This is a genomic window from Bradyrhizobium sp. Kon10 (assembly GCF_055807395.1).
The window spans coordinates 46,164-61,465 of the sequence record NZ_JBVVOZ010000023.1 but is presented as its reverse complement, the minus strand read 5'-3'; the positions used below and the strand labels follow the sequence as shown (position 1 = coordinate 61,465).

Below are 15,302 nucleotides of genomic sequence, written 5' to 3'. Positions count from 1 at the left end.
TCTGCAGTTGTTAAGGCATGCGCCATTGCGGCGGAACTGCCGCTTCGCTCAGAACCTTGTTTCCGCATGCCATCTCAACGTTTCGCCCCTCCATCCGAAGTGCCCGGTCTCGCGGCGCGGCGGATCGCTGCCGACATCGTCGACGGCGTTCTGCACAAGCACCGCACGCTTGACGACCAGCTCGACGGCACCGGCGCCCACCCCGGATTAAAGACGCTCGCCGACCGCGACCGTGCGCTGATGCGGCGCCTGGTTGCGACCATTCTGCGCCGGCTCGGCACACTCGGCCATGTGCTGTCGCGCCTGCTCGAAAAGGGCATCCCGTCCGATGCGCCACGCGCCCAGAGCGCGCTGCTGATCGGCGCCGCCCAGATCCTGTGGATGGACGTGCCCGATCACGCCGCCGTCGATCTCGCGGTGCGCCTGGTGCAGTCCGACCGGCGTGCCGCGCGCTATGCCGGCCTCGTCAACGCCGTGCTGCGCCGCTGCGCGCGCGAGGGCAAGGCGCTGGTCGAGGAAGTCGCCGCGCAATCGCTGGACCTGCCGCCTTGGCTGCTCGCGCGCTGGAGCGCGCATTACGGCGAGACTGTCGCAAGGGACATGGCGCTCGCGCTCGGCCACGAGCCGTCGCTCGATCTCACCGTCAAGTCCGACGCCGCGCAATGGGCGAGCCGGCTGCACGGCGAAATGCTGCCGACCGGATCGGTGCGTACGGTGCTGCACGGCGCGGTGACCATGCTGCCTGGCTTCACTGAGGGACAATGGTGGGTGCAGGATGCCGCCGCAGCGCTGCCAGCCCGGTTGTTCGGCGACATCAAGGGCAAGTCCATTGCCGATCTCTGCGCCGCGCCCGGCGGCAAGACCGCGCAACTGGCCCACGCCGGCGCGCATGTCACGGCGATCGACCGTTCGCCGGCCCGGGTGTCGCGCCTGCGCGAAAATCTGGCGCGATTGTCGCTCCAGGCCGAGACTGTCGTCGCCGACGCCGTGGAATGGGCCGGTCCCGCGGATGGATTTGACGGTATCCTGATCGACGCGCCCTGCACCTCGACCGGGACGATCCGCCGGCACCCCGACGTGTGCTGGCTCCGGCAGGAATCCGACATCGCCGCGATGACCACGCTGCAGCAGCGGCTGCTGCGCAAATCCATCTCGCTGCTCAAGCCCGGCGGCACGCTGGTCTACTGCACCTGCTCGCTGGAACCCGAAGAGGGCGAGCACGCCATCGCCGCGCTGCTGGCCGCAGAGCCTGGGCTGCGCCGCGTGCCGATCGAAGCCTCCGAGGTCTCCGGGCTCAGCGAGATCATCACCGCCGACGGTGATCTTCGGACCCTGCCGAGCCATTTGCCGCACGCCGACCCGAAGCTCGGCGGGCTCGACGGATTTTTTGCGGCCCGGCTCGTTAAATCCTGATTTTGCACCGGTTTTTCCTGCTGCGACACTGATTCGGGGCGTTTCAAGGTGGTGTCAGCCGACCGATTTTGGGATTAATAAGGATTCGTCGGAATTCTCTCCCCCTTCAAGGCAAGGCGTGTCGGTCGCTCAACGCAGACGTATCTCGACGCTGGTGATGAACCGCTTCGCGCGGAACATGCTCGCGCGCGCGAGCGGCGGCTCCGTTGCGCTGTCGCGGGTGTGGCCCGGCCGGACCGACCGGCTGATCATCGCGCCGCACGATCTGCGCACCGCGGACGCGACGCGTGCCGCAGAGATCTACGCCGGGCGCTTCGTCTTCGCCGGCAAGATCGTCAACTGCCATGGCCGCTCGATCTTCGATCTCGATCCGCCGTCGGAGGATTGGGAGGTCGCGCTGCTCGGCTTCGGCTGGCTGCGCCATCTGCGCGCCGCCGACACCGCGCTGACGCGCGCCAATGCGCGCGCGCTGGTCGAGGACTGGATTTCCAATCCCGCCAACAAGCGCCGTCCCATTGGACGCCGCGCCGACGTGCTGGCGCGCCGCGTGATCTCGCTCTTGTCGCAGGCACCGCTGGTGCTCAACGACACCGACAACAAGTTCTACCGCCGCTATCTGCGTGCGCTGGCGCGCGAGATCCGCCTGATGCGCTACACCATGGTCAACATTCCGGATGGAGTGCCGAAGCTCCAGGTGCTGATCGCGCTGTGCTACACGGCACTCTGCCTCGCCAACCAGGCCAGCCACATCCGCAGCGCGTCGAAGAAGCTCTCGGACGAATTGCAGCGCCAGATCTTGCCCGACGGCGGGCATATCTCGCGTAACCCCGGCGCGCTGATCGAGTTGCTGATCGACCTGCTGCCGCTGCGGCAGACTTTTGCCGCGCGCAACATCGCGCCGCCGCCGGCGCTGCTCAACGCGATCGACCGCATGATGCCGATGCTGCGCTTCTTCCGGCATGGCGACGGCAATTTCGCGCTGTTCAACGGCATGAGCGCGACGCCTTCCGACCTGCTCGCCACGCTCCTCGCCTATGACGACACCCACGGCACTCCGATGGCGAACATGCCGCATACCGGATTCCAGCGCCTCGATGCCGGCCAGACCACGCTGATCATCGATACCGGCCCGCCGCCGCCGGCCGGCGTCAGCCACGATGCCCATGCCGGTTGCCTGTCGTTCGAATTGTCGTCGGGCATCAGCCGCATCGTCACCAATTGCGGGATGCCGACCACGGGACGCGACAACTGGCGCCCGTTCGCCCGCGGCACCGCGGCACATTCGACACTGACCTATCACGACACCTCGTCCTGCCAGTTCGTCGAGATGTCGGCCATGAAGCGGCTGCTACATGGCGCGCCCGTGACCAGCGGCCCCGTCCAGGTCGAGAGCTATCGCGAGGTCGTACAGGACGGCACGCTGCTCACGACTTCGCATGACGGCTACCTCGCCAAATTCGGCGTGATCTATCGCCGTGTGCTGATGATCGCCAATGACGGCGCGCGCATCGATGGCGAGGACATGCTGTCGCCGCCGCAAGGCGCGCGCCTCAGGGGCGCCGACGCCGATTTCGCGGTGCGCTTCCATCTGCATCCGGCCGTCAAGGCGAGCCGGCTGTCGGACGCCCGCGGCGTCATGCTGGTGCTGCCCAATCGCGACGTCTGGACCTTCGAGGCCCTCGACGACAAGGTCGATCTCGAGGACAGCGTGTTCCTGGCCGGTAATGACGGGCCGCGCCGCACCGCGCAGATCGTGATCCGCCAGGATGCGCGTCAGGCGCCCTCGATCCGCTGGAGCTTTGTCCGCTCGACCGCTTCGCCCACGGTCACCAATGCTCGCCGCAACGCCCGGCGCGAGCCGGAACTTCCGCTGTAGAGCGCGCGTTTCGGCCCGATCTGATCATTGTGAAAATGGCCAAAAGCTGCTATCGAGCGCTCGTTCGCGCGACTGGCGACCTTGGATGGAGCACCATCGGGAAGCGCGACACATATCTGCCGCGCGCCTGGGCATAGACACTCCTTAAGACAGAGGATCTTGCTCATGACTGACCATCCCCGCCGCATCACCCGCGCTCTTCTCTCCGTTTCCGACAAGACCGGCCTGATCGAATTCGCCCGGGCGCTTGCCGCGCATGGCGTCGAACTCGTCTCCACCGGCGGCACGGCCAAAGCGATTGCCGCGGCCGGCCTTAAGGTGAAAGACGTCTCCGAGTTGACCGGCTTTCCCGAGATGATGGACGGCCGCGTCAAGACGCTGCATCCGAAGGTGCATGGCGGCCTGCTCGCGATTCGCGACAACAAGGAGCATGCGGAAGCGATGAAGGCGCATGACATCGCGCCGATCGATCTTCTCGTCGTCAACCTCTATCCGTTCGAGGCCACCGTCGACAAAGGCGCCGGCTTTGAGGAGTGCATCGAGAACATCGACATTGGCGGCCCTGCGATGATTCGCGCCGCCGCGAAGAACCATGATGACGTCGCTGTCGTGGTCGAAGCCCAGGACTACCAGGCCGTGCTCGACGAGCTCGCCACCAACAGCGGCGCGACCACGCTGAAGCTGCGGCGGCGGCTTGCGGCCAAAGCCTATGCGCGCACCGGCGCTTACGATGCCGCGATCTCGAACTGGTTCGCACGTCAGCTCGAGATCGACGCACCCGATTTCCGTGCCTTCGGCGGCAGGCTGATCCAGTCGCTGCGCTATGGCGAGAACCCGCACCAGACTGCCGCGTTCTATGCGACGCCGGACAAGCGGCCTGGTGTCTCGACCGCGCGGCAGTTGCAGGGCAAGGAGCTCTCCTACAACAACATCAACGACACCGATGCGGCGTATGAGTGCATCGGCGAGTTCGACGCCAAGCGCACCGCGGCCTGCGTCATCGTCAAGCACGCCAATCCCTGCGGCGTCGCGGAAGGCTCCGATCTCGTCAGCGCCTACCGCAAGGCGCTCGCCTGCGATTCCACCTCCGCCTTCGGCGGCATCATCGCGATGAACCGCGCGCTGGATGCCGACACCGCGCGCGAGATCACCAAAATCTTCACCGAAGTGATCATCGCGCCCGATGCCAGCGACGAGGCGATCGCCATCATCGGCGCGCGCAAGAATCTGCGCCTGCTCCTCGCCGGCAGCCTGCCGGATCCGCGCGCCCCGGGCCTGACCGCGAAGACGGTTGCCGGCGGCCTTCTGGTGCAGAGCCGCGACAACGCCGTGGTCGACGACATGACCTTCAAGGTCGTGACCAGGCGCGCTCCGAGCGATGCCGAGATGCGCGACCTGAAGTTCGCGTTCCGGGTCGCCAAGCACGTCAAGTCGAACACGATCATCTACTCCAAGGATCTCGCCACGGTCGGTATCGGCGCGGGCCAGATGAGCCGGGTCGATTCAGCCCGCATCGCGGCGCGCAAGGCGCAAGATGCAGCCCGCGAGTTGAAGCTTGCCGAGCCGCTCACCAAGGGCTCTGTCGTGGCTTCGGACGCGTTCTTCCCGTTCGCCGACGGGATGCTCGCCTGCATCGAAGCCGGCGCCACCGCCGTGGTGCAGCCCGGCGGCTCGATGCGCGACGACGAGGTGATCAAGGCCGCCGACGAGCACGGCATCGCCATGGTGTTCACGGGGACGCGACATTTCCGGCATTAAGGCTCACCACGCGGGTAGCCCGGATGAAGCGCAGCGCAATCCGGATCAGCGTCTCTGAAGCAGCAGGTTTCCCGGATTGCGCTGCGCTCCATCCGGGCTACGGGACGACGATGGGAGTTAGGACTCGCGCACCCGCATCAACAGCCCCAGCCCCGCGACGAAGAACACCACCAGCACGGCCATGCCGGCCTTCTGGCTCGCGGTTGCCGCAGTGATCAGGCCGATCAATAGAGGGCCGATGAACGACGTCACCTTTCCGGTCAGTGCAAACAGGCCAAAATACTGCGCGATACGGTCCTTCGGCGCGAGGCGGATCAACAGCGTGCGCGAGGCCGCCTGAAGCGGGCCGCCGGCTGCGCCAATCAGACAGCCCAGGATGACGTAGGCGCGCTCCGCGGCACCCGCGAACAGCGCACCTCCGGGCTCCGGTGGCGCAACTTTGACGAAGAAGATCGAGTCCTTGTCGACGAGAAGAATGGCCGCGAGCGCCAGCAGCAGGATCAGCATGCTGCCGGCGATGACGCGCTTCGGCCCCAGAAGGTCGTCGAGCTTGCCGCCAAGCCACGCGCCAAAGGTGCCGGCGATGGCGAGGATGATGCCAAACGTGCCGATCTGGATCGTATGCCAGCCGAAGGTGCCCGCGGCGTAGATGCCGCCGAATGCAAACAGCGAGACCAAGCCGTCGGTGTAGATCATATTGGCGAGCAGAAAGGCTGCCAGCGACTTCTGCTGCGGCAGGCTCTGTAGCGATTGCTTCAGTCCGGAGAGCCCCTCGCGCAGCGCCGCGCGCAGCGGTCGCTTCGCCGGATAATCCGGCGTGAACACGAACATCGGCGTCACGAAGACGATGAACCACAGCCCGGTCAACGGACCCGCGGCGCGGTCGCCTTCATGGCTGGCGGGATCGAGCCCGAACAGCGGCGAGAATCCGAGCAGCGTCCGCCCGGTCTCGGGATTGGCGGCGAGGAAGCCGAGCACGATGATCAGGCTGACGATGCCGCCGATGTATCCCGTGGCCCAGCCCGTGCCGGAGAGCCGGCCGATCCGCTCCGGTGGCACCAGGGTCGGCATCATTGCATTGTTGAAAACGGTGGCGAACTCCGCGCCGACGCTGGCAAGCGCGACCGCAGTGAGCAGCGGCGCAATGATGGTGTGATCCCCGGGCTTGCCGATCCAAAGCGCGCAGGAGGCCACCACCAAGACGGCGCCGAACGCCGCGATCCATGGCTTTCGCCGACCGGAGGCATCCGCGATGGCCCCTAACACCGGCGACAGCAGGGCGATCGCCAGGCCCGCGGCAGCCATCGTGAAACCCCATAGCGATTGTCCGGTGGCAGGATCCGGTGCGACGCTGGTGGCGAAATAGGGCGCGAACACGAAGGTCGTGATCAGCGTGAAATAAGGCTGTGCGGCCCAATCGAAGAAGATCCAACTGATGACGGCGGCGCGCGGCGGATAGGTCGGCTGAGCGACGGCCATGCGCGCATCCGGGGCGATCGTCGTCATCACGTAGTCCTCTTCACGAACAGTTTTGTCTCTCGTGGGGCAAACCGTATAGCATTGCGGCGCAGTGAATTGGCTCGAAGCCACGGCGGAAATTTGATGATGTCGTCATTTTCGACACGGCGGGCGTTTTTCGCCCTCATTGCCACTCTGGCGTTTGGCCTTGCATCCGCGACCGCGCAGGATGCGCGGCGGGCTTATGTTCCGCCCGCGCTCGACACGGTGCACGCCGTTCCCGCCGAGCACGGCATGGTGGTGGCGCAGGAGAAGATGGCTGCGCAAGTTGGGGCCGACATCCTGCGGCGCGGCGGCAATGCGGTCGACGCCGCGGTCGCAACCGGCTTTGCCATGGCGGTGACCTATCCGCGCGCCGGCAATATCGGCGGCGGCGGCTTCATGGTGATCCACTCCACTGAGCGCAACGAGGACATCGCGATCGATTATCGCGAGACCGCACCGGCGGCGACGACGCCACAGATCTTCCTCGGACCCGACGGCAAACCTGATGCCGCCAAGTCGCGCGATTCCGCGCTCGGCATCGGCGTGCCCGGCACGGTCGCGGGACTCGCGCTGGCGCTGGAGAAATACGGCTCGGGCCAGTTCACGCTGGCGCAATTGCTGGAGCCCGCGATCGCACTCGCCCGCGACGGCTTTGTCGTCAGCGACGATATCGCCGATACCCTGCCGGGCCTGTACCCGCGGCTGGCGCACTGGCCGTCCTCCGCCAGGATCTTCTCGCGGCCTGACGGCAAGGCGCTCAGTGAAGGCGATAGGCTGGTGCAGAGCGATCTCGCCGACACGCTGTCGGCCGTTGCGGCGCAAGGGCCGCGCGGCTTCTATCAGGGTCCGGTGGCGGACAAGCTCGCCAAGGCCGTGTCGGACGCCGGCGGCATCATGACATCAGCCGATCTGAAGGCCTACGTGCCAGTGATCCGTGCACCGGTGCGCGGCACCTATCGCGGCTATGACATCGTGTCGATGCCGCTGCCGTCCTCCGGCGGTGTGGTGCTGGTGGAGACCCTCAACATCCTTGAAGGTTTTCAACTCGGAGATCTGAAGCAGGGTTCACCGGCGTCGCTGCATCTCCTCATCGAAGCCATGAAGCGCGCCTATGCGGATCGCGCGCGCTATCTCGGCGATCCCGCCTTCGTCAACGCGCCGATCGAGACGCTGACCGCCAAGGACTACGCTGCCAGGCTGCGCGCCGGCATCTCCACCGCTCGCGCCACGCCCGCAAAGGATATTGTGGCCATCGCGGCTTCGCCGCGCGAAGGCAGCAACACCACGCATTTTTCTGTCGTCGATGCCCGCGGCAATGCCGTCAGCAATACCTATACGCTGAACTTCAGCTACGGCGTCGGTCTCGTCGCCGGCGGCACCGGCGTGCTGCTCAACAACGAGCTTGACGATTTCACCGCGGCGGTCGGCGCCTCCAACGCCTATGGCCTGGTCGGCTACGAGGCCAATCTGCCCGGACCGGGCAAGCGCCCACTGTCCTCGATGTCGCCGACCATCGTGTTGAAGGACGGCAAACCAGTGCTGGTGACCGGCTCGCCCGGCGGCAGCCGCATCATCTCGACCGTGCTCCAGGTCATCGTCAACGTGCTCGACTACAAGATGGACGTGGCGGCCGCCGTGGCCGCGCCGCGGCTGCATCACCAATGGTTGCCGGACGAGGTGCGCGTCGAGCGCGGCTTTCCCGACGACGTCCTGTTCGAGCTCAAAGCGATGGACCACCTCATCGTCGAGCCGATGGGACAGACCTCCGCCAATTCGATTCTCGTAACGCCGAACGGCCCGCTCGGCGCGCCCGATCCGCGCACCCGCGGCGCTGCAGCCGCGGGACAGTAACGCGGCCCTCGCATGGCATGACAGCACGCACCGGCTTGCGCCGGCCGCCGCCCGTGCTACCACCGCGGGACACAAAAAATTGCCCGGGGAAACGCAGATGACCACAGCCGATCCGACCGAGCGCATTGAACGCGCCGAGATCGAGGACACCAGCCTTCTCGCCTTCTATCGCGACATGAATGCGCCGGAACGGCGGACGTTCTGGGCGTGCGCCGCGGGCTGGGCGCTCGACGGCATGGATTTCATGATCTACCCGCTGGTGATCGGGACCATCATCGCGCTGTGGAAGGTCGATCCGGGCTCGGCCGGCCTCGCTGGCACGGTGACGCTGCTGGCGTCCGCCATCGGCGGCTGGCTTGGCGGCTATCTCTCCGACCATATCGGCCGGGTCAGGACACTGCAGATCACCATCCTCTGGTTCTCGGTGTTCTCGCTGGTCTGCGCGGTCGTGCAGAATTTCGAGCAGCTTCTGATCGCCCGCGCGGTGCTGGGCCTCGGCTTCGGCGGCGAGTGGGCCGCGGGCGCCGTGCTGATGGGCGAAGCGATCCGGCCGCAATATCGCGGGCGCGCGGTCGGCTCGGTGCAGTCGGGCTGGGCGGTCGGCTGGGGGCTCGCGGTGCTGTCGCAGGCGATCCTGTTCTCGCTGATCCCGGCCGAGACGGCGTGGCGCTGGATGTTCGTGATCGGCGCGCTGCCCGCACTGCTGGTGTTTTATATTCGCCGCTCCGTCACTGAGCCGGAGATCGCGGCGGCGGCGCGCGCCAGGCACGCTGAGAGCGGCAATCGTCCGGCGCTCTGGGAAATCTTCTCCGGCCCGATCCTGAAGACCACGATTTTAGCGTCGCTGATGGCGACGGGCTGCCAAGGCGGCTACTACGCCGTCACGTTCTGGGTGCCGCAGTTCCTGACCAAGGAGCGGCATCTGTCGATCGTCGGCTCGACCGGCTATCTGTCGACGCTGATCATCGGCTCCTTCGTCGGTTATCTCGTGGGCGCCTGGCTCGCCGACCGGATCGGACGGCGCAATTTGTTCCTGACCTTCTCGCTCGGCGCAATTGCCGTGGTGCTGCTCTACACGCAGTTGCCGCTGACCAACCAGATCCTGTGGGTGCTGGGCTTCCCGCTTGGTTTCTTCGCCTCGGGTTATTTCTCCGGCGTCGGCGCCTTCCTGACTGAACTCTATCCGACGCGCTTGCGCGGCTCGGGCCAGGGCTTTTGCTACAATTTCGGCCGCGGCATCGGCGCGCTGTTTCCGTTCCTGGTCGGCGCGCTCTCAGCGACGGCGTCGCTTGCCAATGCGATCGCCATCTTTGCGGTGGTGGCTTACGCGGTGTTCTTCATTGCCGCATTCGCATTGCCGGAGACGCGCGGTCGCGTGCTGCACCCGGACTAGCAGTCAACGTCGTTCCGGGGCACGCGAAGCGTGAACCCGGAACCCCGAGATTCCCCGGTGCGCAATTGCGCACCTGAGGTCTGGTCCTTTGGACCATCCCGGAATGACGATCAAAGTGGCTTATCGTCCGACCAGGTACGGCCCGCCCTTCTCGAGGGCGCGGCTGTAAGCCGGGCGCGCGTGGATGCGTTCGAGGAACGCCATCGCCCTGGGATGGCCCTGCTCGAGGCCGCCGCGCGCCTGCGCTGCTTCGAGCGGAAAGCTCATCTGAATGTCGGCGGCGCTGAACTCGTTGCCGGCGAACCACTCGGACTTGCCGAGCTCGCTTTCCCAGTAATCCATGTGCTGCTTGAGCTGCGGATTGACCAACCCGGTCAGCGCCTGGTTCGAGACCTTGCGCACCAGAGGCCGCAGCAAGGCCGGCGCGCGCTTCGGCATCAACGTGAACAGCAATTTCAACAGCAGAGGCTGCATCGCAGAACCCTCGGCGTAATGCAGCCAATAGGTGAAGCGCAGCCGCTCCGGCGTGTTCGGCGGCGGGATCAGCCGGCCGTTGCCGTAGGTCGCGATCAGATATTCGATGATCGCGCCGGACTCGGCGACGGTGTTGCCGTTGTCGGTGACGACCGGCGACTTGCCGAGCGGATGGATGGCGCGGAGCTCCTTCGGTGCGCGCATGTCCGGCTGACGCTGATAGCGCACGATCTCGTAGGGCACCCCCAACTCCTCGAGCAGCCACAGCACGCGCTGCGAGCGTGAATTGTTGAGGTGATGAACGGTCAGCATCGGAGGTCCCCAGCTTGCGGTGGTCGGTTGGCCGCGCGTTCGTGCCAGCCCGGGACGGCAATGTCGAGCCGTGCGGACGATAATTTCACCCGGGTATATTGACGTTGGCAATTTACCCGGGTATTAAGAGGCCGACGTCACAAATTTTGGCAATGATTTCGATGCATAGGACTTTCACCGCCTTCCAGGGCCAGCGGCGCCTGGCGTCCGGACCGGCCGGAGAGGTCGCGCTGGTCGTCAAGCGGATGGCAGCGCGGCCGGACGAGCCCATCATCATCTTCGAGGACAGCACGGGCCGATCGATCGATTTCGATCTGCGTGGCGGCGATCGCGAGGTGCTGGCGCGGGTGGCGAAGCTCGTGCCGCCGCCGGCCGACGTCGCCGAACCAGCGAGCGAGCCGCGCGGGCGCGGCCGGCCGAAGCTCGGCGTGGTCGCGCGCGAGGTGACCTTGCTGCCGCGCCACTGGGAGTGGCTCAACGCGCAGCCGGGCGGCGCCTCGGTCGCGCTGCGCAAGCTGGTCGAGGAGGCGCGGCGCACCAGCGGCGACAAGGACCGCGAGCGGCAGGCGCGCGATGCGGCCTATCATTTCATGTCGACCATGGCCGGCAACCTGCCGCAGTTCGAGGAAGCCTCGCGTGCGCTGTTCGCCGATGACCGGCGCCGCTTTACCGGACTGATCGCCGACTGGCCCGCCGACATCCGCGACCACATCGTCAAGCTCGCCTATAGCGACCGCGCTTAAGCCGCGCCGCTCTCCAACCACCCCATCGACGGCCAGGCCGCGCGTGCTTCGCGCGGCAACGGTCTTGCTCGCCCTGATGAAAGGCCCATCCATGTCCGCGCCAAAGCCACTCTGGAAAACCTTCCTGCGCTTCCTCGCACCATTGATGCTGAGCAACGCGTTGCAATCGTTGTTCGGCACCATCAGCAATGTCTATCTCGGCCAGATGATCGGCGTCGATGCGCTCGCGGCGGTCTCGGTGTTGTTCCCGGTGATGTTCTTCCTGTTCGCCTTCGTCATGGGCCTGAGCACCGGCGCTACCGTGCTGATCGGCCAGGCCTTTGGCGCCGGCGAGCACGGCCGGATCAGAAGCATCGTCGGCACGACGCTCGCGGTGGGCCTGCTGCTCTCGATATCGGTTGCACTGGTCGGCGGGATGTTCGGCCGGCAATTGATGATGGCGCTCGCCACGCCGGCCGATATTCTCGACCAGGCCAGCGCTTATGCGCGCGCGATGCTGGTCACGATGCCGCTCGGCTTCACCTTCCTGTTGACGACCGCGATGATTCGCGGCGTGGGCGACGCGGTGACGCCGTTGCTGGCGCTGGCCTTGTCGACCACGATCGGCCTGATCCTGACGCCGATGCTGATCCGCGGCATGTTCGGATTGCCCGCGACCGGCATCTGTAGCCCCGCCTGGGCGTCCGCGATCGCCAACGCACTGACGCTGATCGCGCTGGCCGCGTATCTGCGGCGGAGGAAGCATGCGCTGGCACCGGACGCTGCACTGCTGCGCCATCTGCGGCCCAGCGGCGCCGTATTTGGAAGGATCCTCAGTATCGGACTGCCGAGCGCGATCGGCATGGTGGTCATGGCGATCGCCGAGCTGGTGCTGCTCGGCCTCGTCAACGGCTTCGGCTCCGACGCCACCGCGGCCTACGGCGCCGTCAACCAGGTGATGGGCTACACCCAGTTCACGGCGATCTCGATTTCGATCGCGGTCTCGATCCTCGGCGCGCAAGCGATCGGCGGCGGCGACAAAGCGCGCCTCGAGGGCATCGTGCGCACTGGCCTCGCGTTCAACCTGGTCCTGACCGGGGGACTTGTGGCGCTGATTTATCTCGCGCCGCGTGCGGTGCTCGGCATTTTCATTACCGACGGCGCTGTGCTCGATCTCGCCAAGGAATTGCTTCACATCGCGTTGTGGAGCTCGGTGCCGTTCGGCATGGCGACGGTGTTCTCGGGTGCAATGCGCGCCGCCGGCGTGGCGCTGACGCCGATGCTGCTGGCGATCTTCGCCATCGTCGCGATCGAGCTGCCGGCAGCGGTGATCCTGAGCCGCGCGGTCGGCGTTCAGGGCGTATGGGCCGCCTATCCGATCGTGTTCTGCGCCATGTTCGTGTTGCAGATGGGCTATTACCTGCTGGTGTGGCGCAAGCGCGCGATCCGGCGTCTGATCTAACCGGATCATCAAGGTATTATGACCATCATTATACGGTGGACCTGCGGCGCGCCCTGCGCCACAATGTGACAAAAGCGATGTCAGGGAGGACGATTTTGACCCGCACAGCCCCGCAATTCCTGTTCGATTTCGGCAGCCCGAACGCCTATCTCAGCCATCTGGCTATTCCGGCGATCGAGCAGCGGATCGGCGTGAAATTCGAATATGTTCCGATCCTGCTCGGCGGTATCTTCAAGTCGACCAACAACAAGTCGCCCGCCGAAACCCTCGCCGGCGTCAAGAACAAGCGCGAATTCCACGCGGTCGAAACCGAACGTTTCGTCAAGCGTTTTCAGGTCCCGCCCTATGTCTGGAATCCCTTCTTCCCTGTCAACACGCTGAACCTGATGCGCGCCGCGATTGCGGCGCAGGTCGAAGGTGTATTCGAGGCCTATGTCGACGCCGCATTCCACCACATGTGGCGCGAGCCGAAGAAGATGGATGATCCCGACGTCGCCGCGAAAGCGCTCGCGTCCTCCGGCCTCGATGCCCAAAAGCTGTTCGCCCGAGCCCAGGAGCCGGAGGTGAAGGGCAGACTGATCAAGAACACCGAGGAGGCGGTCGCGCGCGGCGCGTTCGGCTCGCCGACGTTCTTCGTCGGTGAGGAAATGTTCTTCGGCAAGGAGCAGTTGCGCGAGGTCGAGGAGATGGTGTCGGGGAAGTGATTTTCGTATGATGGATAGATCGAGCCATCATCTCTGATGTCGTCTTGACGAAAGCCAGGACGACGGCAAGAAACAACAACGACGGCAAGAAACAACAAGGACAATCCCATGCGTATCCTCGTGGTCGGCGCTGGCGCCATCGGCGGTTATTTTGGCGGCAGGCTCTTGCAGGCCGGTCGCGACGTCACCTTCCTGGTCCGGCCAAGGCGCGCCGCCGAGCTTGCGAGCGCCGGCCTCGTCATCAAGAGCCCGAATGGCGATGTGACGCTGAAGGATCCGCCGCGGGTCGAGGCCGACAAGCTCAAGGACAAGTTCGACGTCGTGCTGTTGAGCTGCAAGGCGTTCGACCTCGACGACGCCATCAACTCCTTCGCGGCCGCGGTCGGCCCTAACACCGCAATCATCCCGATGCTCAACGGCATGAAGCATCTCGACACGCTCGACGGCAAGTTCGGCAAGGAGCGCGTGCTCGGCGGCCTCTGCGCCATCGCGGCGACGCTGAACGAGAAGCGCGAAGTGGTGCAGCTTCAGCCGATGCAGTCGATTAACTACGGCGAGCGCGACGGAAAATTGTCGGACCGCGTCAAGGCGATCGACGCGGCATTCAAGAGCGGGATCAATGGCGCAACCGCCAGCCAAAACATCATGCAGGACATGTGGGAGAAGTGGGTCTTCCTGTCGTCGCTGGCGGCGTCCACCAGCCTGATGCGCACCTCGGTCGGCAACATCCTCGCCGCCCCCGGCGGCCGGGATTTCCTACTCGGCATGCTCGATGAAACCAGCGCGATCGCCACGGCTTACGGCTATGCGCCCGCAGGTGCGTTCTTCGAACGCGCCAAGGGCATGCTCACCACCGAGGGATCGCCGCTGACGGCGTCGATGTTCCGCGATCTCAAGGCAGGCTTGCCGGTCGAGGCCGATCACGTCATCGGCGACCTCATCGCGCGCGGCGATGCGGCGAAGGTGCCGGTGCCGAAGCTGCGCATCGCCTATACGCATTTAAAGGCGTATGAGAGGCAGCGGGAGGGGTAGCGATCTCTGTCGTCCCGGCGAAGGCCGGGACCCATACCGCGGAATCCATCCATCGTGAATGGTAGTCGTCCCGTCACGACCAATCATCGCCAAACTAGTCCCTGGGGTAATGGGTCCCGGCCTTCGCCGGGACGACAGCAGAGTTTGCTGCTTGCCTTGCACGACCCCTACTGCAAATGCGCCAGATAATGTGCGAGCGCGGTGATCTCTTCCTCGTTCAGGGAGTAGGCGATTTCGGCCATGGCGGCGCCGGCGCCGCCGACGCGCTGGCTGGTTTTGTAGTCGTGCAGCGCCTTCACCAGATATTCCTCGCGCTGGCCGGCGAGCCGCGCGACGGCCTTGGTGCCGGCATAGGAATCCGTATGGCATGAGGCGCAGCGGCGACCGGCCGCGGCTTGCGCGCCTTTCTTGGAGAGATCGGGGTCGTTGTCCTCCGCGCCCTTCGGCGGCGTCAGCGAGGCGAAATAGGCGCCGAGATTGCGGATGTCCTCGTTGTTGATCTCTCCGATGATCGGCTGCATCTGCTCGTTCTTGCGCGAGCCGGAACGGAAGAACACGAGCTGCCACTGGATATACTGGTCCGGCTGGCCGGCAATCGAAGGGATGTTCTCGGTCTGCGAGATGCCATTGTCGCCGTGGCAGCCGGCGCAGATTTCTGCTTTTGCCTGGCCGGCCGCGACATCGGCGGCGTTCGCGGGGAGAGGGTTGAGCGTGACCAGCGCAAGCGTACTGATTGCGAGTAAGGGAAGCTGCCGACGCATGTTTGGAGATCCGATCTCACAGGCTCGTCATTCCGGGGCGC

Annotated in this window: 12 protein-coding genes and 1 riboswitch; of the genes, 9 read left to right on the top strand and 3 right to left on the bottom strand. The window is 65.5% G+C overall.

Going from position 1 to position 15,302, the window contains the following annotated elements; translation table 11 throughout:
- The first annotated feature begins 66 nt into the window (after positions 1–66).
- The 3 genes from AC0L2O_RS26470 to purH all read left to right on the top strand — a co-directional run bounded on the left by AC0L2O_RS26470 (position 67) and on the right by purH (position 5,047).
- A complete protein-coding gene (locus tag AC0L2O_RS26470) occupies positions 67–1,413 on the top strand; it encodes an RsmB/NOP family class I SAM-dependent RNA methyltransferase (RefSeq protein ID WP_473371775.1) in 1,347 nt (448 codons plus the stop codon).
- Positions 1,414–1,570: 157 nt separating this feature from the next.
- Positions 1,571–3,289: a heparinase II/III family protein gene (locus tag AC0L2O_RS26465; RefSeq protein WP_473371799.1), complete on the top strand. Its 1,719-nt coding sequence runs from the start codon at positions 1,571–1,573 to the stop codon at positions 3,287–3,289.
- Positions 3,290–3,347: 58 nt separating this feature from the next.
- Positions 3,348–3,429, top strand: a riboswitch (ZMP/ZTP riboswitch).
- A gap of 25 nt (positions 3,430–3,454) precedes the next feature.
- Positions 3,455–5,047 (top strand): bifunctional phosphoribosylaminoimidazolecarboxamide formyltransferase/IMP cyclohydrolase, encoded by a 1,593-nt coding sequence (gene purH / locus AC0L2O_RS26460; RefSeq protein ID WP_473371774.1) that lies wholly within the window; start codon positions 3,455–3,457, stop codon positions 5,045–5,047.
- A gap of 117 nt (positions 5,048–5,164) precedes the next feature.
- On the opposite strand, the gene AC0L2O_RS26455 is transcribed toward purH, so the two are convergent.
- Positions 5,165–6,553, bottom strand: a complete 1,389-nt coding sequence (locus tag AC0L2O_RS26455) for an MFS transporter (protein WP_473371773.1) — start codon at positions 6,551–6,553, stop codon at positions 5,165–5,167.
- 96 nt (positions 6,554–6,649) lie between these two features.
- On the opposite strand from AC0L2O_RS26455, the gene ggt reads away from it, so the two are divergent.
- Both ggt and AC0L2O_RS26445 read left to right on the top strand, forming a co-directional pair.
- Entirely contained in the window at positions 6,650–8,401 is a 1,752-nt protein-coding gene (gene ggt, locus AC0L2O_RS26450) for a gamma-glutamyltransferase (RefSeq protein ID WP_473371772.1), read from the top strand.
- Between the two features lie 97 nt (positions 8,402–8,498).
- A complete protein-coding gene (locus AC0L2O_RS26445) occupies positions 8,499–9,794 on the top strand; it encodes an MFS transporter (protein WP_369720090.1) in 1,296 nt (431 codons plus the stop codon).
- Positions 9,795–9,914: 120 nt separating this feature from the next.
- On the opposite strand, the gene AC0L2O_RS26440 is transcribed toward AC0L2O_RS26445, so the two are convergent.
- Positions 9,915–10,580, bottom strand: a complete 666-nt coding sequence (locus AC0L2O_RS26440; protein WP_409191250.1) for a glutathione S-transferase family protein — start codon at positions 10,578–10,580, stop codon at positions 9,915–9,917.
- A gap of 161 nt (positions 10,581–10,741) precedes the next feature.
- Here AC0L2O_RS26440 and AC0L2O_RS26435 point away from each other — a divergent pair, with 161 nt between their 5' ends.
- The 4 genes from AC0L2O_RS26435 to panE all read left to right on the top strand — a co-directional run bounded on the left by AC0L2O_RS26435 (position 10,742) and on the right by panE (position 14,500).
- Positions 10,742–11,323, top strand: coding sequence for a DUF2239 family protein (locus tag AC0L2O_RS26435; protein ID WP_409191251.1), 582 nt, complete (start codon positions 10,742–10,744; stop codon positions 11,321–11,323).
- A gap of 91 nt (positions 11,324–11,414) precedes the next feature.
- On the top strand, positions 11,415–12,764 hold the full coding sequence (locus AC0L2O_RS26430; protein WP_473371771.1) for an MATE family efflux transporter: 1,350 nt from the start codon (positions 11,415–11,417) through the stop codon (positions 12,762–12,764).
- Positions 12,765–12,859: 95 nt separating this feature from the next.
- Positions 12,860–13,468, top strand: coding sequence for a 2-hydroxychromene-2-carboxylate isomerase (locus AC0L2O_RS26425; RefSeq protein ID WP_409191253.1), 609 nt, complete (start codon positions 12,860–12,862; stop codon positions 13,466–13,468).
- A 108-nt stretch (positions 13,469–13,576) separates the two neighbouring features.
- Positions 13,577–14,500 (top strand): 2-dehydropantoate 2-reductase, encoded by a 924-nt coding sequence (panE, locus tag AC0L2O_RS26420; protein WP_473371770.1) that lies wholly within the window; start codon positions 13,577–13,579, stop codon positions 14,498–14,500.
- Between the two features lie 167 nt (positions 14,501–14,667).
- Here the strand turns inward: panE and AC0L2O_RS26415 are convergent, their stop codons facing one another.
- Complete coding sequence (locus AC0L2O_RS26415; RefSeq protein ID WP_409191255.1) at positions 14,668–15,261, bottom strand: c-type cytochrome; 594 nt, start codon at positions 15,259–15,261, stop codon at positions 14,668–14,670.
- Positions 15,262–15,302 lie beyond the last annotated feature (41 nt).